The organism is Streptomyces sp. NPDC005820 (assembly GCF_040630255.1).
Taxonomy (GTDB): Bacteria; Actinomycetota; Actinomycetes; order Streptomycetales; family Streptomycetaceae; genus Streptomyces.
Genome location: NZ_JBEXXE010000013.1, coordinates 56,884 through 83,209, shown reverse-complemented (window position 1 = coordinate 83,209; position 26,326 = coordinate 56,884). Strand labels below are relative to the sequence as shown.

Sequence of the window (26,326 nt, the reverse complement as noted above, 5' to 3'; positions counted from 1 at the left end):
CTGCCGGTCCCGACCTCCTTAGGGAAGGAACACCGAGGGCGGTGGAGCCGAGGACCGGCTCCACCGCCCTTGCCGGATCACGGGGATCCGGCCGGCGCTGCTGGGATCAGCTGCAACCGCTGGTCGAGCCGCAGCCCTCGCAGATGTAGCAGGAACCGGCCCGCTGCATCTTCGTACCGCAGGAGAAGCAGAGCGGGGCGTCGGCCTGGATGCCCAGCTGCATCTCCACCAGTTCGGCGCTGGTGTGGGCCTGCTTCGGGGCGGGCTTGGCCACCTCGACGTCGGCCTTCGGGGTGGCGACGGCCTTCAGGTCCGTCTGACGCGGGGCCGACTGGGCCAGACCCTCGACGTCGACGTCCTCCTCGGCCGGCTCGTAGGAACCGGTCTCCAGGTGGCGCTGACGCTCCTCGGCGGAGTGGATGCCGAGCGCGGAGCGGGTCTCGAAGGGCAGGAAGTCGAGCGCCAGGCGGCGGAAGATGTAGTCGACGATCGACTGCGCCATCCGCACATCCGGGTCGTCCGTCATACCGGCCGGCTCGAAGCGCATGTTGGTGAACTTCGAGACGTACGTCTCGAGCGGCACGCCGTACTGCAGGCCCACGGAGACGGCGATGGAGAAGGCGTCCATCATGCCGGCGAGGGTCGAGCCCTGCTTGGACATCTTCAGGAAGACCTCACCAAGGCCGTCGTCCGGGTAGGAGTTGGCCGTCATGTAGCCCTCGGCGCCACCGACCGTGAAGGAGGTCGTGATGCCGGGACGGCCCTTGGGCAGGCGCTTGCGGACCGGCCGGTACTCGACGACCTTCTCGACCGCGGTACGGATCGTGTCCTCGGCCTTCTCGGTGATCTCGGCCTTCTCCTGCTCCTTGGTGTCCTTCGTCTTCGCGGAGAGGGGCTGGCCGACCTTGCAGTTGTCGCGGTAGATCGCGAGCGCCTTGACGCCGAGCTTCCAGGCCTCGAAGTAGATCTCCTCGACCTCCTCGACGGTCGCCGTCTCCGGCATGTTGACCGTCTTGGAGATGGCGCCGGAGATCCAGGGCTGGATCGCCGCCATCATGCGGACGTGGCCCATCGGGGAGATGGCGCGCTCGCCCATGGCGCAGTCGAACACCTCGTAGTGCTCCTGCTTGAGACCGGGGGCGTCGATCACGTTGCCGTTCTCGGCGATGTGGGCGACGATCGCCTCGATCTGCTCCTCCTGGTAGCCCAGGCGGCGCAGGGCCTGCGGGACGGTGCCGTTGACGATCTGCATAGAGCCGCCGCCGACCAGCTTCTTGAACTTGACCAGGGCGAGGTCGGGCTCGACACCGGTGGTGTCGCAGGACATCGCAAGGCCGATGGTGCCGGTCGGGGCGAGCACGGACGCCTGGGAGTTACGGAAACCGTTCTTCTCACCGAGACGCAGCACGTCCTGCCAGGCCTCCGTGGCGGCGGCCCAGACCGGGGTGTCGAGGTCGTCCATGCGGACGGCCGTGCCGTTGGCGTCGGCGTGCTGCTTCATGACGCGGTTGTGCGCGTCGGCATTGCGGGCGTAACCGTCGTACGGGCCGACGACCGAGGCCAGTTCGGCGGAGCGGCGGTAGGCCGTGCCGGTCATCAGGGAGGTGATGGCCCCGGCGAGGGCGCGGCCGCCGTCGGAGTCGTAGGCGTGGCCGGTGGCCATCAGCAGGGCGCCGAGGTTGGCGTAGCCGATGCCCAGCTGGCGGAACGCGCGCGTGTTCTCACCGATCTTCTGGGTCGGGAAGTCGGCGAAGCAGATGGAGATGTCCATCGCGGTGATGACGAGCTCGACGACCTTCTGGAAGCGCTCGGCCTCGAAGGACTGGGTGCCCTGGCCGTCGTCCTTGAGGAACTTCATCAGGTTCAGCGAGGCGAGGTTGCAGGACGTGTTGTCCAGGTGCATGTACTCGCTGCACGGGTTCGACGCGGTGATCCGGCCGGACTCGGGGCAGGTGTGCCAGTTGTTGATGACGCCGTCGTACTGGATGCCGGGGTCGGCGCAGGCCCAGGCGGCCTCGGCGAGCTTGCGGAAGAGCGCCTTGGCGTCGACCTTCTCGATGATCTCGCCCGTCATACGGGCGCGGAGGCCGAACTCGCCGCCGTTCTCGACGGCCGTCATGAACTCGTCGTTCACGCGGACGCTGTTGTTGGCGTTCTGATACTGGACGGACGTGATGTCGTCGCCGCCCAGGTCCATGTCGAAGCCCGCGTCGCGCAGGGCGCGGATCTTCTCCTCTTCCTTCACCTTGGTGGCGATGAAGTCCTCGATGTCCGGGTGGTCCACGTCGAGGACGACCATCTTGGCCGCGCGGCGGGTGGCGCCACCGGACTTGATGGTGCCGGCGGAGGCGTCGGCGCCGCGCATGAAGGAGACCGGGCCGGAGGCGTTGCCGCCGGAGGACAGCAGCTCCTTGGAGGAGCGGATGCGGGAGAGGTTCAGGCCGGCGCCGGAGCCGCCCTTGAAGATCATGCCCTCTTCCTTGTACCAGTCGAGGATCGACTCCATGGAGTCGTCGACGGCCAGGATGAAGCAGGCGGAGACCTGCTGGGGCTGCGGGGTGCCCACGTTGAACCAGACGGGGCTGTTGAAGCTGAAGATCTGGTGCAGCAGGGCGTAGGCCAGCTCGTGCTCGAAGATCTCGACGTCGGCGGCCGACGCGAAGTACTTGTGGTCCTCGCCGGCCTTCGAGTACGTCTTCACGATGCGGTCGATCAGCTGCTTGAGCCCGACCTCGCGCTGGGGGGTGCCGACGGCACCGCGGAAGTACTTGCTGGTGACGATGTTGACCGCGTTCACCGACCAGAAGTCGGGGAACTCGACGCCACGCTGCTCGAAGTTGACCGAGCCGTCGCGCCAGTTGGTCATGACGACGTCACGACGCTCCCAGACCACCTCGTCGTACGGGTGCACGCCGGGGGTGGTGTGGATGCGCTCGATACGCAGGCCCTTGGTGGTCTTCGCGCCCTTCGCGCGGGACCCTCGTGCCGGACCGCTCGCCGTCTCTGTCATGCCGCCTCCCTGTACAGGCAAAAACGCCCTGAAATGCCACGATGTTCCCGTGGCACGGTGTGGTGTCTGGTGCCGCGGACGTCGATGCGCCTGGTCCGCAGCAAGTCTTGGTCCGCCGCCGCCCGACCGGATCCGGGGTCTCCGCCCGGTTCCGGTCCGCCGGGTCAGTCGGCGGCGTGGGCGGGCTCGGGGACCCTCGTGGTCCCTCCGCGGCCGCCGTCGTCCTCCCGGCCCCCCATGACAGCGTCCGGGTCGCCTTCGCGGTCGTCGTCGTCCGCGGCGGTGCGTCCCGTCTGGTCCCTGAGTTCCGCGATCGCGGCCTCGAAGTCCTCGAGCGAGTCGAAGGCCCGGTAGACGGAGGCGAACCGCAGGTAGGCGACGAGGTCGAGTTCCTGCAACGGGCCGAGTATGGCCAGTCCCACGTCGTGGGTGGTCAGCTCGGCGCTTCCGGTGGCCCGCACCGCCTCCTCGACCCGCTGGCCGAGCTGAGCGAGCGCGTCCTCGGTGACGGGCCGTCCCTGACATGCCTTGCGCACGCCGTTGATGACCTTGGTGCGGCTGAACGGCTCGGTGACCCCGGACCGCTTGACCACCATGAGCGAGCACGTCTCCACGGTCGTGAAACGACGGGAGCAGTCAGGGCACTGGCGGCGCCTGCGGATGGACGTGCCGTCGTCCGTCGTACGGCTGTCGACGACACGGCTGTCGGGGTGCCTGCAGAAGGGGCAGTGCATGAAGTCCCAACCCTCCTCACAGCAGACTCAATGGCCTCGCCGGGCCTCATGGGCCCCTCGAAGCAGCCCCAAGCATAGGCGATCCAAGTGGATGCGAAGACCAGGGGCACCACAACTTGTGGGCCGCTGATGACATCCAAGCACTAGATATGGGGCTTGGCCCATTCATCCAGGCCGTAACGCGTGTCGCGGCCGAAGCCCTCACCCCGCGCGTTCCCGCCGTCACGGGGAGCACGCGAAACCGGCCCCCACGCGCGCGTGTACAACCGTGTCCGCGCGGCGGATACGGCGATATCGTGGGCGCCGCAGGGAGGACCCGTGGGACTGTCGCGCATGAGGCGGAGCGGAACCCCGGCCGCCCCGTACCGGATGGCAGACTGAGGCGACACCCGACAGGGGGCGCCCCCGGCGGTGAAGAGTACAACAACGGGCTCTTTTGTCCGCCGGTCACCCGCGTTGGCTATACACCCAGACACGTGATCAAGTCAGGTTATCCACGCTTTTTCACTCGAACGTGTGTTTGGCGCAACCTTTCGAAAGCAACTACCGTTGTGCAGCAGGGAGACAATCGAGAGGGGCCGACGACGTGACCACCACCGCAGACAGCGCCACCATCACCGCCCAGGACCGCTCCCAGGGCCGACTCGAGCCGGTGCATGCGATGAACGAAGCCGTGAATCCGGAGGGGCACAAGCGCTCCCTGCCGGGCCGACCTCCAGGCATCCGGGCGGACAGCTCGGGCCTGACCGACCGGCAGCGCCGGGTGATCGAGGTCATCCGGGACTCCGTACAGCGGCGCGGCTACCCGCCGTCCATGCGGGAGATCGGCCAGGCCGTCGGCCTGTCCAGCACGTCCTCGGTGGCGCACCAGCTGATGGCGCTGGAGCGCAAGGGCTTCCTGCGCCGCGACCCGCACCGCCCGCGCGCGTACGAGGTCCGCGGCTCCGACCAGGCCGTCTCCGTGCAGCCCACGGACACCGCCGGCAAGCCCGCCGCGTCGTACGTCCCGCTGGTGGGCCGGATCGCCGCCGGCGGCCCGATCCTCGCCGAGGAGTCCGTCGAGGACGTCTTCCCGCTCCCGAGGCAGCTCGTGGGCGACGGTGAGCTGTTCGTACTGAAGGTCGTCGGCGACTCCATGATTGAAGCCGCGATCTGCGACGGCGACTGGGTCACCGTCCGCCGTCAGCCCGTCGCCGAGAACGGCGACATCGTGGCGGCCATGCTCGACGGCGAGGCCACCGTGAAGCGCTTCAAGCGCGAGGACGGCCATGTCTGGCTGCTCCCGCACAACGCCGCGTACGAGCCGATCCCCGGCGACGACGCGACCATCCTCGGCAAGGTGGTGGCGGTCCTCCGCCGCGTCTGAGCACGGCGGGCGGCCTCACCTCTTCCGCCCACCCCTGACTGGGCCCCGGGATCCCTGCGCCGGTTCCGGGGCCCTGTGCTGTCCTCCTACGTCCGGTCGGTCTCGGACTGCCGTGCCGTCGCGTCGATCGCCGCGAGCGACTTGCGTACCTGGTTGCGGTCCGTGGTGTACCAGAAGTCCGGCAGGGAGGCCTTGAGGTAGCTCCCGTAGCGGGCCGTCGCCAGTCGCTGGTCGAGTACGGCGACCACTCCCCGGTCCCCCGACGCTCGGACCAGGCGGCCGGCGCCCTGGGCCATGAGCAGCGCCGCGTGTGTGGCGGCCACGGCCATGAAACCGTTGCCTCCGGCGTCCTCCACCGCCTTCTGGCGGGCGCTCATCAGCGGGTCGTCCGGACGCGGGAACGGGATCTTGTCCATGACCACCAGCTGACAGCTGGTTCCGGGGACGTCGACGCCCTGCCAGAGCGACAGCGTCCCGAAGAGACACGTCTTCGGATCCGCCGAGAAGTTCTTGATCAGCTCGCCCAGGGTCTCCTCGCCCTGGAGGAGGATCGGAAACTCCGGGATCCGGCCGCGCAGCTCCTCGGCTGCGAGCTGGGCGGCGCGCATGGAGGAGAAGAGGCCGAGCGTACGTCCGCCGGCCGCCTGGATCAGTTCGGTCAGCTCGTCCAGCATGTCCGCGCGGTCGCCGTCCCGCGCGGGGCGCGACAGATGCTTGGCGACGTACAGGATGCCCTGCTTGCGGTAGTCGAAGGGCGACCCCACGTCGATCCCCTTCCACGGGGGAAGGTCGTCTCCCTCGGTGCCCTCCGGGGCGAGCCCCAGGGAGGCGCCCACGCCGTTGAAGTCCCCGCCGAGCTTCAGGGTCGCCGAGGCCAGGGTCACCGAGCGGTCGGCGAAGAGCTTCTCCCGCAGCAGGCCCGACACGGACATGGGGGCGACGCGCAGGGAGGCGCCGAAGCGGTCGTGCCGTTCGTACCAGACGACGTCGTACTCGGAGCCGCCCACGATCCGCTCCGCCACGTCGTGCACGCTCTCGACGGAGGCGAGCGCCTGCTTGCGGACCGCGTCCTCGTCCTGCACGGACTTGTCGCGGGTGGCGCCGATGGCGGAGATGACGGTGCGCGCGGCGTCGCGCAGGGCCATGAGGGCGTAGTTGAGGTCCTCCGGGATCTCCTCCAGGCGGCCCGGAAGGGCCAGCTCCATCAGTCGCTCGAAGCCCTCGGCGGCGGTCTGGAGCTGGTCGGCCGCCTTCTCGTTGACCAGCTTCGCGGCCCGTCGCACCGCCCGGTTGACCTGGCCCGGGGTGAGTTCGCCGGTGGCGACGCCGGTGACCCTCGACACCAGTTCGTGCGCCTCGTCGACGATCAGCACCTCGTGCTGCGGGAGGACCGGGGCGCCCTCGATGGCGTCGATCGCCAGCAGCGCGTGGTTGGTGACGACGACCTCGGCCAGCTTGGCGCGCTCGCGGGCCATCTCCGCGAAGCACTCGGCGCCGTATGCGCACTTGGTCGCGCCGAGGCATTCCCGCGAGGACACCGACACCTGGGCCCAGGCCCGGTCGGACACTCCGGGGGTGAGGTCGTCGCGGTCGCCGGACTCGGTCTCGTCCGCCCAGTCCCGCAGCCGCAGCAGGTCCTGGCCCAGCTTGCTGCTGGGCGCAGCCGCCTCGAACTGGTCGAAGAGGCCTTCCTCCTCGTCCTGCGGCACGCCCTCGTGCAGTCGGTGCAGGCACAGGTAGTTCGAGCGGCCCTTCAGCATCGCGAACTCGGGGCGCCGGCGCAGCAGGGGATGCAGCGCATCGACCGTGCGCGGCAGGTCGCGCTCCACCAGCTGGCGCTGCAGGGCCAGGGTGGCGGTCGCGACCACGACCCGCTCCCCGTGCGCGAGCGCGGGCACCAGATAGCCCAGCGACTTACCGGTGCCGGTGCCGGCCTGGACCAGAAGGTGGGAACCGTCGTCGATCGCCTCCGCGACGGCTTCGGCCATGGTCACCTGGCCGGGGCGCTCCGTACCACCGACAGCGGCGACAGCGGCATGGAGGAGTTCGGGGAGAGAGGGCTTCGTCATAGCGCGACCACCCTACGGCTCGGCACTGACAAACGGGTGATCGCGCAGGTGGTCGGCGGGAACGGAGCTGACGGAATCGGTGAGGGATTCAAGGTGCGGGGCTTCTCGGATTCGGGGCCGCTGAAGGGCCTGGGGGGACATCGACGGGCGAGGAAAAAATTCTCGGGGATTCTCGGGACGGGCGGGAACCGGCCGGAATCCCGAGGCGTTCCATGAGTGACGAGTCGATTACGGACCGTCACAGGGCATCACGGAGATGCCTGTCTCTGACCATGAGGCCGGCCCGCTTCCCGGGCAGGTCGACCTCGGCGCAGAAGCGGAAACCGGCGTGAAGGAAGGCGGCGATGGAAGGGGTGTTGCGAAGGTCGGGTTCAGCGACGACACGTGAGCAGGCGGGCCTCCTGTCGAGTACGAGGTCGGCTACGGCTCTCAGCAGCAGACCGCCGAGTCCTCGCCCGCGGGCGGCCGGGCCCCCGATGAGGAGATGGACACCGGTGTCGTGAGGTCGTGCCGGGTAGTGGCGGGCCAGCGGGTCGAGATCCGCCCGGTAGATCTCCCAGTAGCTCATGGGTGTGCCCTCCAGCAGGCCGAGGCACGGAACGCTGTGTGCGCCGTAGGCGAGGTGGCGGCGCAGATGCCGTTCGGTCACGGTCCGGGGGCCGGCCAACTCCCAGAACGCGGCGACCGCCGGCTCGTTCATCCACCGGCCGATGCGGGGCAGGTCGCGGTCGACCTGGACGGGGACGAGGTGGAACACACCTGCGGGTGTGGGGGTGGGCCCCCAGTCGCCCGGGCGGTCGAGCAGAGCTGTGGGCGCGGCGCCCGCGACGGCGCGGGTGTCGGTGGGGGGCACGGCGGGCTCCTCTCAGCGGGTGGATCGGGACATGTTCCTCAGGGACGAAGGGGAGTCGCAGTCGTGCATGCGGACGGTTCAGGAGTGGAGGGGGTTGGCGATGGTGACATACACGGACTGGGTGTCCACGGGGCCGACGAGTTCGTCCATGCCGTGCAGCCGGGTCAGCAGATTGGCCTTGCAGCGCAGCACGGGTGAGTCGAGGAGACGGGCGGGCAGCGAGCTGCGCGACCGGCCGGGGCCGCGGGCCACGGTCGTGAGGAAACCGCGGAAGGCGGTGAGCAGCAGACGTTCGTCGGCGAGACGCTGTGAGCCGAAGGCGCCGACGAGTCCGAGGACGTTGTTGATACCCAGGTAGTAGGCGAAGCGCTCGTCGGTGACGTCGTCGGAGACGAAGGTGTCGCTGTGCCCGCCGATGCCGGGCAGCCGGGCTTCGAGTTCCGCGCGGCGGGAGTCGCGGAAGTAGTAGCCCTGGTTGTCGCGGTACCGGCCTCCTGTGGGCCAGCCGTCGGGGTCCAGCAGGAGGAGCGTGTTCTGCTGGTGGGCCTCCAGCGCGATGCCCGCTTCCCCGTCGAGCCAGAGCACCGGGCGTACGACGTGCTCCAGATAACGCAGGAACCACTCGACGGCGACGGTGGCGAGCGGGCGCCCGGTCCGTCCGGCGAGCCGGGTGACGACCTCGGCCAGCCGGGAGCTGTGCACGGGTTCCGTGTCCGAGGCGGGCCCGGCGATCCCTGCGATCCCGGCGGCCCCGGCAACCCGGGGGTACGGCCGGGGCGAGACGAGGCCTGCGACACAGGAGACGTCGTCCGCGGAGGTGAAGGGGTTGTGGCGGATCACCACGTCGAGTCCCGGCACCGGGTGGCAGTCGGTCCCGTCGACGGCGAGCCAGGCCGGGTCGCGGACGATGTCGAAACCCGGATGGGCCGCCTGCCACTGCTTGGACAGGCCGGCCCGCAACAGGCGGTGGACCTCGACGCCACGGTGGAGTTCCTTGCGGAGGTTCTCCCGACGGGAGTTGGTGATGCGCAGGCCGAGCGACAGTTTGAGCATCGCCGGGGCGCCGGTCCGGTAGACGGTGCGTACGGAGGAGGTCGGGTGCCAGGGGGCGCCGAGCGGGCCGAGGTCCCGGAGCAGCCCGGCTTCGAACAGGGCGGCGACATCGCTGCGGTGGCGGGCCTCGCGCAGTTGCCAGGGGTGCGTCGGCAGGAGGGCGTGGCCGTCGGGCAACGTGCGGCGAACGGGCAACGGCACTCCGGTGTCGGCGAGTCGGGCGGTCAGCCGGTCGGCGGGAACGGGACGGCCGCCTTCCGTCCAGGCGGAGTCGGTGGCCAGCACGGAGGGAGCGACAACCAGCCAGTGGAGGGGGAAGGAGCCGCGCGACTCGGGTGAGTACAGCCGTGCTTCCGCATCGGAGAGGCCTTCGCGGCTCTTCGGGGTGGGGTGCAGGGGGTGCCCGAGGAGGAGTGCCTGTTCGGCGGCCAGGAACAGGTCGGGACCGTCGGTGGGGTGCTCGCGCCGCTCGCGGACGAAGTCCGCCGTGCGACGCACGGAGTCGGCGACGCGGGCCACCAGGGCGACCTGGTCCGTGCTGTGGATGACTGGTCGCGGCGGGGCGAGCGTGTTGGCAAGTCGGGGCAAGGCAAACGCCTCGGCCGGCCGGAGCGGGGCGGGTTGCTCCGCTCGTCGGGGCGCGGCAGGTGGCTCGACTGGTCGGGGTGTGGCGAGCGCCTCAGCCGGTCCCGGCAGGGCGAGCGCCTCAGCCGGTCCCGGCAGCGCCGGCGGCTCGGCTGGTGCCGGGGGCTTGGGCGTCTCGCGGGACAGCAGGGCGGCGAGTGTGACGGCGTCCACGGGTGGGGACTGCTCGGGGGCGTCGGCCAGGTGCAGGAGGCCGAAGCGGTGCCAGCCGGTCGGGGACCAGTGGTGGACGGGGGTGAGCAGGGCGGTGCCGCTGGCGGAGAGCGGCACTCGGAGGGTGCCGTCGGCAGGGGCGGGCAGGCCTGCCTCGCGCACCCAGCAGCGCAGCAGGCTCTCCACGGTCGCCGCCTGGGCCGCGGTGTGCGGGTCGGCGTGGTCCAAGGGGTGGGCCGTGACGCGGGGCGCCGGTTCCACGGGGGCGGCGTGGCGCTGCTGAGGAGGGACGGATGCGGTCGGTGGAACGTGGGTCGACGGAACGGAGGAGGTGGACGCTGGTGGGGTGGAAACGGCGGAGGTGGGACCAGGAGAGGCGGAGGGCACGGGAGAGTCGTTCAAGGGCGTTCCTCATCGGGTGGGTTCGGCGCGGTCGGCGGCGTGACGGACCGGAACGGCGGTGGGGACGCGACGGCACGGGGAGGCCGGCCGGTGTCCGTCTTGTGAGCGGGGCGGGCGAGGGGCCGGGCCGCGTCCGTCTCGTGAGCGGGGCGAGCGAGGGGCCGGGCCGTGTCCGGAGCCGCTGTGGTGTCCTCGTCGTACGGCCCGTCGGCCATGGCTCACCTGCTGCGGCCGGCACGGCCACGTGGCTTCGGAGCCTGCCTGGGCCGCTGGTTCGACTGGTCCTTGTCGTGCTGGTGCGTGCGGTGGGCGTGGTTACGGGCCGCCGCCTCGATAGCGTCGGCCAGCCGGTCGAGTACGGCGGCGGCCTGTTCGTCGGTGATCGTCAGGGGCGGAAGCAGGCGTACGACGCTTGCGTGGCGGCCGCCCAGTTCGACGATCAAGCCGCGGCGCAGGCACTCCCGCTGTACGGCGACGGCCAGTTCGGGGGCGGCGGGGTGGGGCCCGCGAGCCGGGACGGCGTCCGGGGCACCGCGGCCGACGCCCACCGCGACTCCGCTCCCCCGTCCCGACGCCTCCCCGTGCTTCGACTCCCCGCACTCCGCCTCCCCGTACTCCGAGTCACCGCACTCCGAGTCACCGCGATTCACCGCCCCCTCGCCGTCCGGGTCGGCCCCTTCGCCTTCCGGGTCGACCAGTTCGACCCCGATCATCAGTCCGCGCCCCCGCACGTCACCGATGCACGGGATGTCCTCGGCGAGGTGCCGGAGTCGGCCCAGCAGGTGGGCTCCCAGGGTGGCCGCGCGTTCGGCGAGGCGGTTCTCGCGGACGTGGGCGAGGGTGGCCGTGCCGGCGGCCATGGCGAGCTGGTTGCCGCGGAAGGTGCCCGCGTGGGCACCCGGTTCCCAGACGTCGAGGTCGTCGCGGTAGACGACGACGGCCAGCGGCAGGCTGCCGCCGATGGCCTTGGAGAGGACCATCACGTCGGGGGTGATCCCGCTGTGCTCCACCGCCCAGAAGGCGCCGGTGCGGCCGACGCCCGTCTGGACCTCGTCGGCGATGAGGGGGATGGAGCGGTCGGCGGTGATCTGCCGCATGCGCCGCATCCAGGTGTCCGGCGCGGGGATCACGCCGCCCTCGCCCTGGACGGGTTCGAGGATCATCCCGGCGGGGCGCCGGACCCCGGACTTGGGATCGTCGAGGACGGACTCGGTCCAGCGTGCCGCGAGTTCGGCGCCGCGGTCGCCGCCGACGCCGAACGGGCAGCGGTAGTCCTGCGGATAGGGCAGCCGGGCCACGCGGACGTCGAAGGCGCCGCCGGAGGCTTCGAGGGATCCGGTCGTCATGCCGTGATAGGCGCCGGTGAAGGCGAGGACACCCGTGCGGCCGGTGGCGGCCCGGACGAGGGTGAGCGCGGCCTCCACGGCGTCCGTGCCTGCGGGCCCGCAGAACTGCACGCGGGCACGGTCGGCGAGCCCGGGCGGCAGGGTGCGGAAGAGCTCGGTGATGAAGGCGTCCTTGACCGGGGTGGCGAGGTCGAGGACGTGCAGGGGCGCGCCCGAGTCGAGGACCGTGCGGATGGCCTCCAGGACGACGGGATGGTTGTGGCCGAGGGCGAGGGTGCCGGCGCCGGAGAGGCAGTCGAGGTAGCGGCGGCCGTCGGCGCCCTCGATGGTCATTCCCCGGGCGCGCACCGGCACGATGGGCAGGGCGCGCGCGTAGGTGCGCGCCGCCGACTCGCGGGCCGACTGGCGCCGCAGGATCCCCTCGTGCGCGGGCCGTCGGCCGGCCTGGCCGACGGGGGACCGTCCGGCGGGCGATGTTCCGGTGGATCGCCCCGAAGGGACCTCCTCGGGCACTGGCTCGGTCACGGCTCCCCGTCCTCCCGCAGTTCAGGGGGCCGAGCGCGCACAGCGGACCCCCCACCGCTACCAACCCCGGACGGCTGCCCCGGTTACGGGTTGCCTCAAGATCCTTGCCGTGACGGAACCGTTGCCCTCCTGTCGGAAGTCCCCCACAGCGAACACATATCGTGTGGAGGCATTTCAAGTTCGTTGACAGCAGGGGGAGTCAGACCATGCGATCGATACGGCCGTCGTTCACCGCTCGTCGGGGGAGGACCGCGCGCCGCCGAACCTCCCCCGTGCTCGGTGCCGTCGCCCTCGCCTCGGTGCTCGCGCTCACCGCGACCGCCTGCGACTCGGGCGACACCACCGCCGACGGCAAGGCCACCGCGTCGGCCACGGCGGGCGACGACGGGAAGATCACGATCCCGGACGACATCAAGGACCGGCTCAAGGAGCACGGGATCGATCTGGACAAGTGGAAGAACGGCGCATGGAAGAACTGGGACAAGGACGACTGGCTGCGTGAGGCCCAGGACTACGTCAACCCGATCATCAAGGGCCTGTGGGACCCGGACCGGATGCGGGAGGCGGAGGACCCGGACCGGGGTGTCGACGACAACGACCTCTCCGGCGACCAGGGGGTGACCGACCCGACGCCCGAGCCCGTGGACGCGAAGGCCGTGCCGACGACGTACCACGCCAACGCGCCCGAGGCGGGCAAGGTGTTCTTCGACGCCCCCGAGGGCACGATGGTCTGCTCGGCGACGGTCGTGGAGGACCCGGCGCACCCGGGCAAGTCCAATCTGGTGTGGACGGCGGGCCACTGTGTGCACGCGGGCAAGAAGGGCGGCTGGTACCGCAACATCGCGTTCGTGCCGTCGTACAACGACAAGGGTCTGTCCTCCGAGCAGTTGCAGACGGCCACCAAGGAGCAGGCCGCTCCCTACGGTGTCTGGTGGGGCGACTGGGTGAAGACCTCGGACCAGTGGATCGCACAGGGCGGGGAGACGGGCGGGGACGGCGCGCCGTACGACTTCGCCGTGATCCATGTGACGCCGGAGGCGGGCGGTTCCGGCAAGTCGCTGGAGGAGACGGTCGGTTCGGCGCTGCCGGTGGACTTCAAGGCGCCGGCGGTGCCGAAGGTGGACAGCATCACCGCGACGGGCTACCCGGCCGCGGCGCCTTTCGACGGGCAGAAGCTCTACCAGTGCCAGGACAAGCCGGGGCGGCTGTCGTTCAGCGAGTCGGACCCGACGATGTACCGGATCGGCTGCACGATGACCGGTGGTTCGTCCGGCGGTGGCTGGGTGGCGACGGGGTCGGACGGCAAGCCGGCGCTGGTGTCCAACACCTCGGTCGGCCCGGTCAGTTCGGGCTGGCTCGCGGGGCCGCGGCTGGGTGAGGTGGCCAAGGGTGTGTACGACTCGGTGAGCGACAAGTTCGCCAAGTGAGCGACGGGTTCGCCGAGCAGGAGGCGCACCGCGGACCATGACGAAGGCCCGCCCCCGTGAGAGAGGGGGCGGGCCTTCGTGCGTCGGTCAGGCGAGCGGTGCCGGGACGTACGGTGCGAGGTCCGCGGCCAGTTCCTCGTGCACCCGCACCTTGAGCAGCGTGCCCTCCGCCGTGTGCTCCGCGGAGATCACCTCGCCCTCGGTGTGGGCGCGGGCGACCAGCTTGCCGTGGGTGTACGGCACGAGCGCCTCGATCTCGACCGAGGGCCGCGGCAGCTCGTTGTCGATGAGCGCGAGCAGTTCCTCGATGCCCTGGCCGGTGCGGGCCGAGACGGCGATGGAGCGCTTCTCCATCCGCATCAGCCGCTGGAGGGTGAGCGGGTCGGCCGCGTCCGCCTTGTTGATCACGACGATCTCGGGCACCTGAGTGGCGCCGACATCGCGGACCACCTCGCGCACGGCGGCCAGCTGCTCCTCCGGGTTGGGGTGCGAGCCGTCGACCACGTGCAGGATGAGGTCGGACTCGCCGACCTCCTCCATGGTGGAGCGGAACGCCTCGACCAGGTGGTGCGGCAGGTGCCGTACAAAACCGACCGTGTCGGCCAGGGTGTACAGGCGGCCGCTCGGGGTCTCGGCCCGGCGCACGGTCGGGTCGAGGGTCGCGAACAGCGCGTTCTCCACGAGGACGCCCGCGCCGGTGAGGCGGTTGAGCAGGGAGGACTTGCCGGCGTTGGTGTATCCCGCGATGGCGACCGAGGGCACCTTGTGGCGCTTGCGCTCCTGGCGCTTGATCTCGCGGCCGGTCTTCATCTCCGCGATCTCCCGGCGCATCTTCGCCATCTTCTCGCGGATCCGTCGCCGGTCCGTCTCGATCTTGGTCTCACCGGGGCCACGGGTGGCGAGGCCGCCGCCCTTGCCGCCGCCCATCTGACGGGACAGCGACTGACCCCAGCCGCGCAGTCGCGGCAGCATGTACTGCATCTGCGCGAGCGCGACCTGCGCCTTGCCCTCTCGGGACTTCGCGTGCTGGGCGAAGATGTCGAGGATCAGGGCCGTACGGTCGATGACCTTGACCTTGACGACGTCCTCGAGGGCGATGAGCTGGCCCGGGCTGAGCTCACCGTCGCAGATGACGGTGTCGGCGCCGGACTCGACGACGATGTCGCGCAGCTCCAGGGCCTTGCCGGAACCGATGAACGTGGCCGCGTCGGGCTTGTCGCGGCGCTGGATCACGCCGTCGAGCACGAGCGCGCCCGCGGTCTCCGCGAGGGCGGCGAGCTCCGCGAGGGAGTTGTCCGCGTCCTGCACGGTCCCCGAGGTCCAGACGCCGACGAGGACGACCCGCTCCAGACGGAGCTGTCGGTACTCGACCTCGGTGACGTCCTCGAGCTCGGTGGAGAGGCCCGCGACACGGCGCAGGGCCGCCCGCTCGGAGCGGTCGAACTGGTCGCCGTCCCGCTCTCCGTCGATCTCGTGGCTCCAGGCGACGTCCTCTTCCATCAGGGCATCGGCCCGAAGACCTTCGGGGTAGGCGTGCGCGAAGCGCTTGGTGTCCTGGGAAGAGGAAGAAGAGGAGGTCATTGGGTCCTTACGTCGTGGGGATACCGATTTCGGCGGGGTTCACCGTCCATGGTGCACAACGCACGAGCACCCCGGGAGATTCCCGCGCCTCGTGCCCCGTGCCGCGCCGACCCGACGATGGTCGCACGGTACGCCCCGTCTCGTCACGGCCTTATTCCGGGGCCTACGGGGCCTTGGGGGCCTTGAGGGTCTTGGGCGCCATAGGTGCCTTGGGTGCCCGTGAGGTCTTCGCCCCCTTCTCCGCCGCCGTCGGCTTCCAGTCCGGGTGGCCGGGCATCGGCGGGGTCTTCTCGCCGTACAGCCAGGCCTGGAAGAAGTCGCCGAGGTCGCGTCCGGAGACCTCCTCTGCGAGCCGCCGGAAGTCCGCCGTGCCGGCGGTGGAGTCCCTGTGGTCGCGCACCCAGTCCCGCTCGACCCGCTCGAACGCCGTCTCGCCGATCTCCTGGCGCAGGGCGTACAGGACGAGGGCGGCGCCGTCGTACACGTTCGGACGGAAGATGCTGATCTTCTCGCCGGGGTCGGGCGCCTTGGGGAGCGCAGGAGGGCCGCCGGCGGCGCGCCAGCGGTCGGACGCGCCGTACGCCGCCTTCATGCGCTCCTGGAGGGTGTAGCCGCCCTTCTCCTCGGCGTAGAGGGCCTCGTACCAGGTGGCGTGTCCCTCGTTGAGCCAGAGGTCGGACCAGGTGCGCGGGCTGACGCTGTCGCCGAACCACTGGTGGGACAGCTCGTGCACCATGATCGACTCGATGTACCACTTGGGGTAGCCGGGCTCGGTGAAGAGGTCCTTCTCGAACAGGGACAGGGTCTGTGTCTCCAGCTCGAAGCCGGTGTCGGCCTGGGCCATGAGCACGCCGTAGGTCTCGAAGGGGTAGGGCCCGACCTTCTTCTCCATCCAGGCGATCTGGGCGGGAGTCTTCTTCAGCCACGGTTCGAGGGCCTCGCGGTCCTTCGTGGGCACGACGTCCCGGACGGGCAGCCCGCGCGGTCCGTCCCGGTGCAGGACGGTGGAGCGGCCGATGGACACCTGGGTGAGCTCGGTGGCCATGGGGTGCTGGGTGCGGTACGTCCAGGTGGTCGTCCCGCCGGACCGGTCGGCGCCGGCCGGCAGCCCGTTGGCGACGGCCGTGTAGTCGTCGGGGGCGGTGATCCGGATGGTGAACATCGCCTTGTCGGAGGGGTGGTCGTTGCACGGGAAGACCAGGTGGGCGACGTCGGCCTGGTTGGCCATGGCGAGGCCGTCGGCGGTGCGCACCCAGCCGCCGTCCCGGTCGCCGGCGGCCACGGGGTCGCTGGTGTGCCGCACGGTGATCCGTGTCCAGCTGCCCGGCGTCAGTGGGTCCTCGGGGGTGACCACCAGGTCGTCGCCGACGCTCTCGAAGGTCGCGGGCCTGCCGTCGACCTCGACGGATGCCACGTCACCGTGCGCGAAGTCGAGGTTGATCCGGTCCAGGGCCGCGGTGGTCCAGGCGTCGATGGTGGTGACCGCCTGGAGCGGCTTGCTGTTGGAGCCGGAGTACATGAAGGAGAGGTCGTACGACGCCACGTCGTAGCCGGGGTTGCCGAGGTGGGGGAAGAGGCGGTCGCCGACGCCCAGCGGTGCCGCCGGGGCGCTCGCGGCGACGAGGCATACGGAGACGGCCGAGGCGAGCAGCGCGGACTTCAGCCGGCGGGAGGCGGCGGTACGGGGGCGAGGGGCCCGGGGGCGCAGGGCCGAGGAGCGGGGGGTGAGCAGCATGGACCACCGCTACCAGCGCACACCTGCCGTACGGCGGCGACGCGCGCCCTTCCCACCCGAACGGGTTGCGCACGCGCGCGTGCGTGTGGGCCGGGCGGACCGGGGCGCGCCGGTTCGGGCTCAGGAGGCCGGCGCGTGGTGCTGGGCCCGGCTCACGTCGTAGACCCCGGGGACGTTGCGCATGGCGCGCATCAGCGTGGGCAGGTGGGCCGCGTCGGGGAGCTGGAGGGTGTACGTGTGGCGTACGCGCTGCTGGCTCGGGGGCTCGACGGTCGCGGAGACGATCTCGGCACCCTCCAGTGCCATGGCCTCCGTGAGGTCGGCGAGCAGATGGGGGCGGCCGAACGATTCGGCGACCAGGGTGACCCGGCACTCGGTGGTGTCGCCCCAGCGCACGTCGACGGCCGCGCGCCCCGCGTCCGCCATACGCGTCACCGCGGCGCACTCCGCGCGGTGCACGGTCACCACTCCCCCGCGCACGGCGAAGCCGGTGACCTCGTCGGCCGGGACGGGGGTGCAGCACCCGGCGAGGCGTACGCCCGCGTCGGGCCGGCCGACGACGGTGATCGCGGTGTCGGGGCGGGACAGAGGGGAGTCGGCGGCCGGGATGTCCGTCACCGTCCGCGCCGCGTCGACGGACTCCTCGGGCTCGGCCGGGGCGGGGTGCGTCGCCAGCCAGCGCTGGATGGCGATCCGCGCGGCGGGGGTGTGGGCGTGCTCCAGCCACTCCCGGGAGGGCTCGGAGGCGGGGTCCTGGCCCATGAGGAGCTGGACGGTGTCGCCGTCCTGCAGAACGGTGCTCAGGGTCGCCAGCCGGCCGTTCACGCGGGCGCCGATGCAGGCGTGCGCGTCCTCACCGTACTGGGCGTAGGCGGCGTCGACGCAGGTGGCGCCGTCCGGGAGGCCGAGGGTGCCGCCGTCGGGTCGGAACACGGTGATCTCGCGGTCCTGGGCGAGGTCCTCGCGCAGGGTGGACCAGAAGGTGTCGGTGTCCGGCGCGGCCTCCTGCCAGGCGAGGAGGCGGGAGAGCCAGCCGGGCCGGGTCGGGTCGACCCGCTCCCCGTCGGCCCCCTCCCCGTCGAGCCGGTCCCCGTCCGCCGGGGCGCCCTCACGGCTCTGCTCCGCCTGCAGACCGACGTAGGGATTGCCGAGCGCGACGACTCCGGCCTCGGCGACCTTGTGCATCTGGTGGGTGCGGATGAGGACTTCGGCGACCTGGCCGTCCGCGCGGGCGACGGCGGTGTGCAGGGACTGGTACAGGTTGAACTTGGGTACGGCGATGAAGTCCTTGAACTCCGAGACGACGGGCGTCATACAGGTGTGCAGTTCGCCGAGGACGGCGTAGCAGTCCGCGTCCTCGTTGACGAGTACCAGCAGTCGGCCGAAGTCGCAGCCGCGCAGTTCGCCGCGCTTGCGTGAGACGCGGTGGACGGAGACGAAGTGGCGGGGGCGGATGAGGACTTCGGCCTGGATGCCGGCCTCGCGCAGGACCGCGCGCATCGCGTCGGCGAACTCGGCGAGGGGGTCGTCGGCGCGGGAGGCGTTGTCGACGATCAGCTCGCGGGTGTGCTCGTACTCCTCGGGGTGCAGGATCGCGAAGACGAGGTCTTCCAGCTCGGTCTTGAGGGCCTGGACGCCTAGGCGTTCGGCGAGCGGGATGAGGAAGTCCCGGGTGATCTTGGCGATGCGCTCCTGTTTCTCGGGGCGCATCACGCCGAGGGTGCGCATGTTGTGCAGCCGGTCGGCGAGCTTGATCGACATCACGCGGACGTCGCTGCCGGTGGCGACGAGCATCTTGCGGAAGGTCTCGGGCTCGGCGGCGGCACCGTAGTCGACCTTCTCCAGCTTGGTGACGCCGTCGACGAGATAGCGCACCTCCTCGCCGAACTGCTCGCGCACCTGGTCGAGCGTCACATCCGTGTCCTCGACGGTGTCGTGGAGCAGAGAGGCCGTCAAGGTGGTGGTCTCGGCGCCGAGTTCGGCGAGGATCAGGGTCACGGCGAGCGGGTGGGTGATGTACGGCTCGCCGCTCTTGCGCATCTGGCCGCGGTGCGAGGACTCGGCCAGCACATAGGCGCGGCGCAGGGGTTCGAGGTCGGCGTCGGGGTGGTGGGCGCGGTGGGCCTCGACGACATGGCCGATGGCGTCGGGCAGTCGGCCGCGCGAGGGGCTGCCGAGCAGGGCGGCCCGTCCCAGGCGGCGCAGGTCGATCCGGGGCAGGCTGCGCCTGCGGGTCGTGGCCGGCGCTACCGGGCCCGGCGTCGCAGGGTTCGTGGCCTCCGCACTCATGGGCACCTCCGGCTGCGTGGACCGGCGGACGGGGTGTCCCAGGGCGGACACGGCTCAGGGGACTGGCAAAGGTCCCCCGTCCGGGCCGGTGCTTGATGCTACCGAGCCCATCACGTGCGACTGACCGCCTCTCGCCGAGCGTGAAACGGATCACCCATTCGAGCGACGATTTGAGGGTTTACGGTTTTGCGCCATCAGAACCAGGACCGGCCACCATTTCGAACCTCTGACCGTGACTCAGATGTGCGGTCGCGTGTTCCGCGACCGCACAAACCTGCGATACCAAGCCGTCATCGGGTCAGCGAGCGACGCTTTCCAGCCACTCGGGATCGATCTCGCCTGTGGCGACGATCACTGCGGGTCCGGTCATCTCGATCTCGCCGTCGGGGCGCTCGGTGATCACCAGACGTCCGCCGGGGACGTCCACGGTGTACGTCGCCGGGGTCCCGGTGGCGGCCGGGTCGACGCCGTCCCTGCGGGCGGCGGCCACGGCGACGGCGCACGCGCCCGTGCCGCAGGAGCGGGTCTCGCCGGAACCGCGCTCGTGCACGCGCAGGGCGACATGCTCCGGGCCGCGGTCGACGACGAACTCGACGTTGACGCCGTCCGGGTAGGCGGAGGCCGGGCTGAAGGGCGGCGGGCTGTACAGATCGCCGGCGTGCGCGAGGTCCTCGACGAAGGCGACGGCGTGCGGGTTGCCCATGTTCACGTTGCGCGCGGGCCAGCTGCGCTCGCCGACGCTCACGGTGACCTCGCCCTCGGGCAGACGCGCCCGGCCCATGCCGACGGTGACGTCGCCGTCCTTGGCGATGTGCGCGCTCTTGACGCCCGCGCGCGTGGCGACGGCGATGTCCCCCTCGGGGACGAGTCCCGCGTGCTGGAGGTAGCGCGCGAACACGCGCACGCCGTTGCCGCACATCTCCGCGATCGAGCCGTCGCCGTTGCGGTAGTCCATGAACCACTCGGCCTCGGCCGCCATGGCCTTCGCCTCGGGATGGGCTGCGGACCGCACGACATGCAGCAGCCCGTCGCCGCCGATGCCCGCGCGCCGGTCGCACAGGGCGGCGACGGCGGTCGGGGGGAGGTCGATGACGTTCTCCGGGTCCGGGACGATCACGAAGTCGTTCTCGGTCCCGTGTCCCTTGAGGAAGGCGATCCGCGTGCTCATTCCTCGATCGTACGGCGTGCCGCCGACAGGCCCGTCAGCGCAGGCGGGCGACTCTCCAGACGGCGAGGACCGCCACCACGGCGACCAGGACGACGTACGCCAGGACGACCCGCCAGTCGGGGCGACGGCCGGAGCCGCGCGCGGGCAGCCCGGGCCACGTGTAACCAACGCGACGCGCGGCCATCATGCCCCAGCCGGCCGCACAGGAGCAGATCAGCAGCCCCAGCATGGCGATCACGGCCCCGCTGTCGCCGAAGTCGAAGGCGAGGGGGAACGCGAACATCAGGGAGCCGGTCGCGGAGAGGGCGACGATGGGGGCGAGCTGCCAGATCCGCAGCCGGCGCTGCGGGCGCAGCTCGACCTCGACCTCGGGCCCGCTCGCGAACATCTCCTCGGGCTCGGGACCGTCGTCGGTCACGCCGCCGCCCTGGGTGTCGTCCACCACGTCGGGGTCCACCGCCTCGGGAAGGGCACGCCCCTCCTGGGGCTCCGGTTCCCCACGCTCCGGCGTGAGGCCCTCGGTGCCTTGTGCGGTGTCACGAGGGCCGGCCTCCATCGCCACGCGCCCTCCCAACTCGGACTCCACTTGGTCGATCGAAGCTCGATGATGGCACGGCACCGGAGGCACGGATGACGGCCTGGGCGTCCCGATGCCATGACGTGATCAGGCTGTAACCGGTCGTTCCACCAACGCCAGCGCGAGCCCCGGAAGTTCTGTGAGATCCGCCGCAGCCCCACTCAACCAGTGCACCCGCGGATCGCGCCTGAACCACGAATCCTGACGGCGCGCGAAGCGCTTGGTGGCGCGGACGGTCTCGGCCCGCGCCTCGGCGTCCGTGCACTCCCCGGCGAGGGCGGTGAGGAGCTGCTGGTAGCCGAGCGCGCGCGACGCCGTACGCCCCCCGCGCAGGCCCTGCGCCTCCAGTGCGCGCACCTCGTCCACGAGCCCGGCGTCCCACATGCGGTCGACCCGGCGGGCGATGCGCTCGTCGAGCTCGGGGCGCGCCACGTCGACCCCGATCTGGACGGTGTCGTAGACCGAGTCGTGGCCGGGCAGGTTGGCCGTGAAGGGCCGGCCGGTGATCTCGATGACCTCCAGGGCGCGGACGATCCGGCGGCCGTTGCCGGGCAGGATCGCCTGGGCGGCCTCGGGGTCGGCGGCGGCCAGCCGGGCGTGCAGCGCGCCGGAGCCGCGCAGGGTCAGCTCCTCCTCCAGACGGGCGCGGACCGCGGGGTCGGTGCCGGGGAACTCCAGGTTGTCGACGGCGCCGCGGACGTACAGCCCGGAGCCGCCGACGAGAATCGGCCAGCGGCCCTCGGCGAGCAGGGCGTCGATCCGGGCCCGGGCCAGCTTCTGGTACTCGGCGACGGAGGCGGTGACGGTGACGTCCCAGATGTCGAGGAGGTGGTGCGGGACCCCGCCGCGTTCCTCGGGTGTCAGCTTGGCGGTGCCGATGTCCATCCCTCGGTACAGCTGCATGGAGTCGGCGTTGACCACCTCACCGCCGAGCCGTTGGGCGAGAAAGACGCCCAGATCGGACTTTCCGGCCGCGGTCGGTCCGACGACGGCGATGACTCGGGGGGTGGGGGCTGCGCTGCTCACCGCATCAGTCTCCCAAACCGCCGGGCCCGCACTCGAACGAGTTACGTTCCGGAACACGAAGGGCTGTCACGGACAGGGCGGGATGCGCCCCGCACGAGTACCGTATGGGTTGGTATGGGCGTTTAAGTACCCGCAGGGAAGGTGGCCCATGGGTCTCTTGGACAATTTGAAGGCCAGGCTCGCCCCGGCCAAGGACAAGGTCTCGCACCTCGCCCACGAGCACGGGGACAAGGTCACGCACGGTCTCGACAGGGCGGCGAAGGCCGTCGACGAGAAGACCAAGGGCAAGTACTCCGACAGGATCCACACGGGCACCGACAAGGCCAAGGGAGCCATGGACCGGCTCGCGCACAAGGACGAGCCGCCGGCGGGCGGCGGCGACACGTTCACGCCACCGCGCACCCCTCCCCCGGCCTCCTGACCCCGGCTCGCGGCCCCCGCACGCGCGCGTGCCGCGAGGCTAGGACCAGGTCGCGACCACGTATCCCACTCCGTACGGCGCGTCCTCGTACAGCAGCGCGCCGCTGAGCCCGGCGCCCTCGGCGGCGCCCGCCAGGACCTGCCAGGAGGTCCGGCCGGCGGCCTTCAGTTCCTGCGCCAGCCCGGCGTCGAGTGCCTTGATCGCCGCCAGGTCCGCCGTGCCCAGCGCTCGCGCGACCTCCGCGTCGAAGGGCGCGGCGCGCTCGTCGAGGTAGCCGGGCGCCTTCAGGGTCCGGCAGGCGCTCGCGTCGCCCATGACGAGCAGCGCGACGCGTTCCGCCTGCGCGCCGAGCTCCCTGCCGACCTCGAGGCACCGCTCGACCGGGAGGGGTTCTCCGACCCCGAGTCCCGCGACGGGCGCGGCGGCCCAGCCGGTCCGTTCCAGCAGCCAGGCGGCGACGGCGAGCGAGGTCGGCAGGCCGGGTGCGGAGGGGGCCGCCACGCCCGCCCGGCCCAGCCGCACCGTCACGTCCACGCCGAAGCCGCCGAACGAGCCGCGCGCGCCCTCCGGATACGGGCCGCGGCCGGTCTTCTCCGCGGGCCCGACGACGTGGAGCAGGTCCGGCCGGGCGGCCGCCAGCACGGCCAGCGCGTCGGAGCAGGCGGCACGTGCCGCGTCCAGCTCGGGCGCGGCCCCCGCGGCGACCTCGGGCACGAGCAGCGGCGGACAGGGGCAGACGGCGGCGGCGACAAGCATGACCGGCAGGGTAACCCCGCGGCCCGCCGCAGGTCAGTTCTTCACCGGTACGTCGACGGGCTCGATCGAGGTCACCGGTACGGCCGCAGGCATGCCGTCAGTCGCAGCCGCAGCCGCTCCCCGCAGCCGCCGGCAGCGGGGCCGGGGCCGGGGCGCCGACCCGGGGCAGGCCCAGCATGACGCCGGCCGGCTTGGCGGCCTTCTCGGCGTTGCGCTTCTCCCAGGCGTCGCCCGCGCGCGTGCGGCGCACGTCGAGGACGGCGCCCTCGGCGAGGAGGTGGTGCGGGGCGGCGTAGGTGATCCCGACCGTGACGACGTCGCCGGGGCGGACCTCCTGGTCGGGCTTGGTGAAGTGGACCAGGCGGTTGTCGGGGGCGCGGCCGGAGAGCCGGTGGGTGGCGCCGTCCTTGCGGCCCTCGCCCTCGGCGACCATCAGCTCCAGCGTGCGGCCGACCTGCTTCTTGTTCTCCTCCCAGGAGATCTCCTCCTGAAGGGCGACGAGACGCTCGTAGCGCGCCTGGACGACCTCCTTGGGGATCTGGTTCTCCATGGTCGCGGCCGGGGTGCCGGGGCGCTTGGAGTACTGGAAGGTGAAGGCCTGGGAGAAGCGGGCCTCGCGGACGACGTGCAGGGTCTGCTCGAAGTCCTCCTCGGTCTCGCCGGGGAAGCCCACGATGATGTCGGTGGTGATCGCCGCGTGCGGGATCGCGGCCCGCACCTTCTCGATGATCCCGAGGTAGCGGTCCTGCCGGTAGGAGCGGCGCATGGCCTTCAGGACCGGGTCGGAGCCGGACTGGAGCGGCATGTGGAGCTGGGGCATGACGTTCGGGGTCTCCGCCATGGCCGCGATGACGTCGTCGGTGAAGTCGCGGGGGTGGGGGGAGGTGAAGCGGACGCGCTCCAGGCCCTCGATCCGCCCGCAGGCGCGCAGCAGCTTGCTGAAGGCCTCGCGGTCGCCGATGTCGGAGCCGTAGGCGTTGACGTTCTGGCCGAGCAGGGTGATCTCGGAGACGCCCTCGCCGACCAGGGCCTCGATCTCGGCGAGGATGTCGCCGGTGCGGCGGTCCTTCTCCTTGCCGCGCAGGGCCGGGACGATGCAGAAGGTGCAGGTGTTGTTGCAGCCGACGGAGATCGACACCCAGGCCGCGTACGCGCTCTCGCGGCGGGTCGGCAGCGTGGAGGGGAAGGCCTCCAGGGACTCGGCGATCTCGACCTGTGCCTCTTCCTGCACGCGCGCGCGTTCCAGCAGGATCGGCAGTTTGCCGATGTTGTGCGTGCCGAAGACGACGTCCACCCAGGGCGCCTTCTTCACGATGGTGTCCTGGTCCTTCTGCGCGAGGCAGCCGCCGACCGCGATCTGCATGCCGGGGCGGGAGGCCTTCTTCGGCGCGAGGCGGCCGAGGTTGCCGTACAGCCGGTTGTCGGCGTTCTCCCGGACCGCGCAGGTGTTGAAGACGACGACGTCCGCGTCCCCGTCGGACCCCTCGGGGGCGCGGACGTAACCCGCCTCCTCCAGCAGCCCGGACAACCGCTCGGAGTCGTGGACGTTCATCTGGCACCCGTAGGTGCGGATTTCATAGCTCTTGGGTGCGGGAACGTCCACTGCGAGGCTCCGGTCGCTGCTGCTGGTCATGCCTCAAGGGTAGGTGCTCGCGCGCGAGCCCCGCCCCGGCCGTTTCACCGCCTCTCAGGTCTCGATCACGGCGTCGCAGTCGGGGCAGACCACGGACTCGTGTTCCGGCGGGTACCAGCGCGCTCCCTCGTGCTCCGCGGGCTGCCGGCGGGCCCGCACCATGGCGAAGGTGTCCTTGCCGCACAGGGTGCGCGGTCCGGTGGTCCCGGGGGTGCCGGGGGCGGCGGGCGCCGCGTGGACCCTGCGGACGTGCGACTCCGCGCCGCCGGGGGCCGGCACCGGGTTCTCTACTTCGTAGACGACGATCTCGCTCATGTCCGTACCGGTTCCTCGATGACGGAGAGCACATTGCCCGCCGGGTCGGTGAACCACGCGATCAGCGGACCCCCACCGCGGAAGATGCCCTTCTCGTCGGCCTGGAGATGGTCGTAGCGCTCGAGGCGCACCCCCCGGCGGGTCAGCTCGTCCACCGCCGCCTCGATGTCGTCGACGGGGAAGTTGAGGACCGTGTAGGTCGCCGGGGTGTGGTCGGGCTTGGGGTAGACCAGGGTGTCCCGGTCGCCCGCGATGTGCAGGGTCAGCAGTCCGTTCTCCTCGGACACCCGCAGGCCGAGCGTCTCGGCGTAGAACTTCCTGGCCGCGTCGAGGTCGTCCACCGAGAAGCCGCTGAACGCCTTCGTCGTACCGAACATGATCGCCTCCCAGGCGTGGTTGCTGGTCGTTCAGGCTCCGAAGCCGTCCGGGACCTCACCGCCCGCCCCGTCCTCGGCGACCCGTACGACCGCGAGCGTGATGTTGTCGGGGCCGCCCGCGGCGATGGCGGACTTCCAGAGTTCGAAGGCGGCGCGGACGTCGTCGTACTCCCGCATCACCTCGTCGAGGGTCTCGTCCGGCACGGGGTCGCTGAGGCCGTCGGTGCAGATCAGATAGCGCTCGCCGGGGGTCAGCGGCACGGTCGACACATGGGGGTGCACGGGGCGGTGGGTGAGGGAACCGCCCAGGCACTGGGTGACGAGGGAGGTGATGTGCCGACCGGGCCCGAGCGCCGGACTGTCGTCCACGCTCACCCGGCGCAGCCCGTCCCGGGAGGCCGCGTAGACCCGGCTGTCGCCCACGTTGAACACCAGTGCCGAGCCGGGGCGTACGACGACTCCGGCGACCGTGGTCCCCATGCCGGCGAGCTCGTCCCCCGGGTCGTCGGCGGCCTCGTACACGGCGCGGTTGCAGGCGGTCAGGGCGTCGCGCACGGCGTCCTCGCCGGTCAGGCGCGCGCCGACGGCCGCGATCCGGCGGGCGACCAGGGCGCTGGCCACGTCGCCGCCGGGGTGCCCGCCGAGCCCGTCGGCGACGGCGGCCACGAGGGGGGTGCCGAGCGGGAACACCAGGGTCTGCGGGTTCTCCGTGACGGTGGCGCAGAGCGTCCACGGCCCCACGACGAGGCTGTCCTCGTTGCGTTCACGGAGCAGCCCGGGATGGCTGAGCGCACTGACGGCGACGTAGGGCATGGGGCGTCACCATCGGCCCCGGTCGCCACTGCCGGTCCTGCCGGTCATGTCT

At 71.4% G+C, this 26,326-nt stretch carries 20 protein-coding genes; 3 read left to right on the top strand and 17 right to left on the bottom strand.

Features of this window, described 5'->3' with window-relative positions; translation table 11 throughout:
* Positions 1-106 precede the first annotated feature (106 nt).
* Positions 107-3,010, bottom strand: coding sequence for a vitamin B12-dependent ribonucleotide reductase (locus ABZ464_RS17865; RefSeq protein WP_359277601.1), 2,904 nt, complete (start codon positions 3,008-3,010; stop codon positions 107-109).
* A 164-nt stretch (positions 3,011-3,174) separates the two neighbouring features.
* Entirely contained in the window at positions 3,175-3,744 is a 570-nt protein-coding gene (nrdR, locus tag ABZ464_RS17860; protein WP_359277598.1) for a transcriptional regulator NrdR, read from the bottom strand.
* 586 nt (positions 3,745-4,330) lie between these two features.
* Here nrdR and lexA point away from each other — a divergent pair.
* Positions 4,331-5,110, top strand: a complete 780-nt coding sequence (lexA, locus tag ABZ464_RS17855; RefSeq protein ID WP_055635752.1) for a transcriptional repressor LexA — start codon at positions 4,331-4,333, stop codon at positions 5,108-5,110.
* Positions 5,111-5,196: 86 nt separating this feature from the next.
* On the opposite strand, the gene ABZ464_RS17850 is transcribed toward lexA, so the two are convergent.
* The 4 genes from ABZ464_RS17850 to ABZ464_RS17835 all read right to left on the bottom strand — a co-directional run bounded on the left by ABZ464_RS17850 (position 5,197) and on the right by ABZ464_RS17835 (position 12,048).
* Positions 5,197-7,179: an ATP-dependent DNA helicase gene (locus tag ABZ464_RS17850; protein ID WP_359277595.1), complete on the bottom strand. Its 1,983-nt coding sequence runs from the start codon at positions 7,177-7,179 to the stop codon at positions 5,197-5,199.
* Between the two features lie 238 nt (positions 7,180-7,417).
* Positions 7,418-8,032 (bottom strand): GNAT family N-acetyltransferase, encoded by a 615-nt coding sequence (locus ABZ464_RS17845; protein ID WP_359277592.1) that lies wholly within the window; start codon positions 8,030-8,032, stop codon positions 7,418-7,420.
* Between the two features lie 78 nt (positions 8,033-8,110).
* Positions 8,111-10,144, bottom strand: a complete 2,034-nt coding sequence (locus ABZ464_RS17840; protein ID WP_359277589.1) for an IucA/IucC family protein — start codon at positions 10,142-10,144, stop codon at positions 8,111-8,113.
* Between the two features lie 359 nt (positions 10,145-10,503).
* Positions 10,504-12,048 carry a diaminobutyrate--2-oxoglutarate transaminase family protein gene (locus tag ABZ464_RS17835; protein ID WP_359277967.1) on the bottom strand — a complete coding sequence of 515 codons (1,545 nt, stop codon included), beginning with the start codon at positions 12,046-12,048 and terminating at the stop codon, positions 10,504-10,506.
* A gap of 314 nt (positions 12,049-12,362) precedes the next feature.
* Between ABZ464_RS17835 and ABZ464_RS17830 the strand changes: the two genes are divergently transcribed.
* Positions 12,363-13,583, top strand: coding sequence for a hypothetical protein (locus tag ABZ464_RS17830; protein ID WP_359277586.1), 1,221 nt, complete (start codon positions 12,363-12,365; stop codon positions 13,581-13,583).
* An 87-nt stretch (positions 13,584-13,670) separates the two neighbouring features.
* Here ABZ464_RS17830 and hflX read toward each other — a convergent pair whose 3' ends face one another.
* The 6 genes from hflX to miaA all read right to left on the bottom strand — a co-directional run bounded on the left by hflX (position 13,671) and on the right by miaA (position 21,959).
* Positions 13,671-15,164, bottom strand: coding sequence for a GTPase HflX (gene hflX / locus ABZ464_RS17825; RefSeq protein ID WP_359277583.1), 1,494 nt, complete (start codon positions 15,162-15,164; stop codon positions 13,671-13,673).
* A 163-nt stretch (positions 15,165-15,327) separates the two neighbouring features.
* Positions 15,328-16,899 (bottom strand): M1 family metallopeptidase, encoded by a 1,572-nt coding sequence (locus ABZ464_RS17820; protein ID WP_359277580.1) that lies wholly within the window; start codon positions 16,897-16,899, stop codon positions 15,328-15,330.
* A 120-nt stretch (positions 16,900-17,019) separates the two neighbouring features.
* Positions 17,020-19,188 (bottom strand): HD domain-containing protein, encoded by a 2,169-nt coding sequence (locus ABZ464_RS17815; protein WP_359277577.1) that lies wholly within the window; start codon positions 19,186-19,188, stop codon positions 17,020-17,022.
* Between the two features lie 298 nt (positions 19,189-19,486).
* Entirely contained in the window at positions 19,487-20,356 is an 870-nt protein-coding gene (gene dapF / locus ABZ464_RS17810; protein ID WP_359277574.1) for a diaminopimelate epimerase, read from the bottom strand.
* 34 nt (positions 20,357-20,390) lie between these two features.
* Complete coding sequence (locus ABZ464_RS17805; protein ID WP_359277964.1) at positions 20,391-20,912, bottom strand: hypothetical protein; 522 nt, start codon at positions 20,910-20,912, stop codon at positions 20,391-20,393.
* A 108-nt stretch (positions 20,913-21,020) separates the two neighbouring features.
* Positions 21,021-21,959 (bottom strand): tRNA (adenosine(37)-N6)-dimethylallyltransferase MiaA, encoded by a 939-nt coding sequence (miaA, locus tag ABZ464_RS17800; protein WP_359277571.1) that lies wholly within the window; start codon positions 21,957-21,959, stop codon positions 21,021-21,023.
* A 148-nt stretch (positions 21,960-22,107) separates the two neighbouring features.
* On the opposite strand from miaA, the gene ABZ464_RS17795 reads away from it, so the two are divergent.
* Entirely contained in the window at positions 22,108-22,380 is a 273-nt protein-coding gene (locus ABZ464_RS17795; protein WP_359277568.1) for an antitoxin, read from the top strand.
* A 39-nt stretch (positions 22,381-22,419) separates the two neighbouring features.
* On the opposite strand, the gene ABZ464_RS17790 is transcribed toward ABZ464_RS17795, so the two are convergent.
* From ABZ464_RS17790 to ABZ464_RS17770, 5 genes are all read right to left on the bottom strand, one after another.
* On the bottom strand, positions 22,420-23,136 hold the full coding sequence (locus ABZ464_RS17790; protein WP_359277565.1) for a class III extradiol dioxygenase subunit B-like domain-containing protein: 717 nt from the start codon (positions 23,134-23,136) through the stop codon (positions 22,420-22,422).
* A gap of 97 nt (positions 23,137-23,233) precedes the next feature.
* Positions 23,234-24,769 (bottom strand): tRNA (N6-isopentenyl adenosine(37)-C2)-methylthiotransferase MiaB, encoded by a 1,536-nt coding sequence (gene miaB / locus ABZ464_RS17785; protein ID WP_359277562.1) that lies wholly within the window; start codon positions 24,767-24,769, stop codon positions 23,234-23,236.
* Positions 24,770-24,823: 54 nt separating this feature from the next.
* Positions 24,824-25,084: a hypothetical protein gene (locus ABZ464_RS17780; protein ID WP_359277559.1), complete on the bottom strand. Its 261-nt coding sequence runs from the start codon at positions 25,082-25,084 to the stop codon at positions 24,824-24,826.
* Entirely contained in the window at positions 25,081-25,461 is a 381-nt protein-coding gene (locus tag ABZ464_RS17775) for a VOC family protein (protein WP_359277557.1), read from the bottom strand. The genes ABZ464_RS17780 and ABZ464_RS17775 overlap by 4 nt, the downstream gene beginning before the upstream one ends.
* A 30-nt stretch (positions 25,462-25,491) precedes the next feature.
* Positions 25,492-26,274, bottom strand: coding sequence for a PP2C family serine/threonine-protein phosphatase (locus ABZ464_RS17770; protein WP_359277554.1), 783 nt, complete (start codon positions 26,272-26,274; stop codon positions 25,492-25,494).
* Positions 26,275-26,326: the final 52 nt, after the last annotated feature.

What these genes read in the sequence shown, in the direction of transcription:
- ABZ464_RS17805 (WP_359277964.1), bottom strand. Translation starts at nt 20,912, where the DNA reads ATGGAGGCCGGCCCTCGTGACACCGCACAAGGCACCGAGGGCCTCACG.
- ABZ464_RS17830 (WP_359277586.1), top strand. Translation starts at nt 12,363, where the DNA reads ATGCGATCGATACGGCCGTCGTTCACCGCTCGTCGGGGGAGGACCGCG.
- ABZ464_RS17770 (WP_359277554.1), bottom strand. Translation starts at nt 26,274, where the DNA reads ATGCCCTACGTCGCCGTCAGTGCGCTCAGCCATCCCGGGCTGCTCCGT.
- ABZ464_RS17775 (WP_359277557.1), bottom strand. Translation starts at nt 25,461, where the DNA reads ATGTTCGGTACGACGAAGGCGTTCAGCGGCTTCTCGGTGGACGACCTC.
- nrdR (WP_359277598.1), bottom strand. Translation starts at nt 3,744, where the DNA reads ATGCACTGCCCCTTCTGCAGGCACCCCGACAGCCGTGTCGTCGACAGC.
- ABZ464_RS17795 (WP_359277568.1), top strand. Translation starts at nt 22,108, where the DNA reads ATGGGTCTCTTGGACAATTTGAAGGCCAGGCTCGCCCCGGCCAAGGAC.
- ABZ464_RS17790 (WP_359277565.1), bottom strand. Translation starts at nt 23,136, where the DNA reads ATGCTTGTCGCCGCCGCCGTCTGCCCCTGTCCGCCGCTGCTCGTGCCC.
- miaB (WP_359277562.1), bottom strand. Translation starts at nt 24,769, where the DNA reads ATGACCAGCAGCAGCGACCGGAGCCTCGCAGTGGACGTTCCCGCACCC.
- dapF (WP_359277574.1), bottom strand. Translation starts at nt 20,356, where the DNA reads ATGAGCACGCGGATCGCCTTCCTCAAGGGACACGGGACCGAGAACGAC.
- hflX (WP_359277583.1), bottom strand. Translation starts at nt 15,164, where the DNA reads ATGACCTCCTCTTCTTCCTCTTCCCAGGACACCAAGCGCTTCGCGCAC.
- ABZ464_RS17865 (WP_359277601.1), bottom strand. Translation starts at nt 3,010, where the DNA reads ATGACAGAGACGGCGAGCGGTCCGGCACGAGGGTCCCGCGCGAAGGGC.
- ABZ464_RS17850 (WP_359277595.1), bottom strand. Translation starts at nt 7,179, where the DNA reads ATGACGAAGCCCTCTCTCCCCGAACTCCTCCATGCCGCTGTCGCCGCT.
- ABZ464_RS17780 (WP_359277559.1), bottom strand. Translation starts at nt 25,084, where the DNA reads ATGAGCGAGATCGTCGTCTACGAAGTAGAGAACCCGGTGCCGGCCCCC.
- ABZ464_RS17820 (WP_359277580.1), bottom strand. Translation starts at nt 16,899, where the DNA reads ATGCTGCTCACCCCCCGCTCCTCGGCCCTGCGCCCCCGGGCCCCTCGC.
- ABZ464_RS17815 (WP_359277577.1), bottom strand. Translation starts at nt 19,188, where the DNA reads ATGAGTGCGGAGGCCACGAACCCTGCGACGCCGGGCCCGGTAGCGCCG.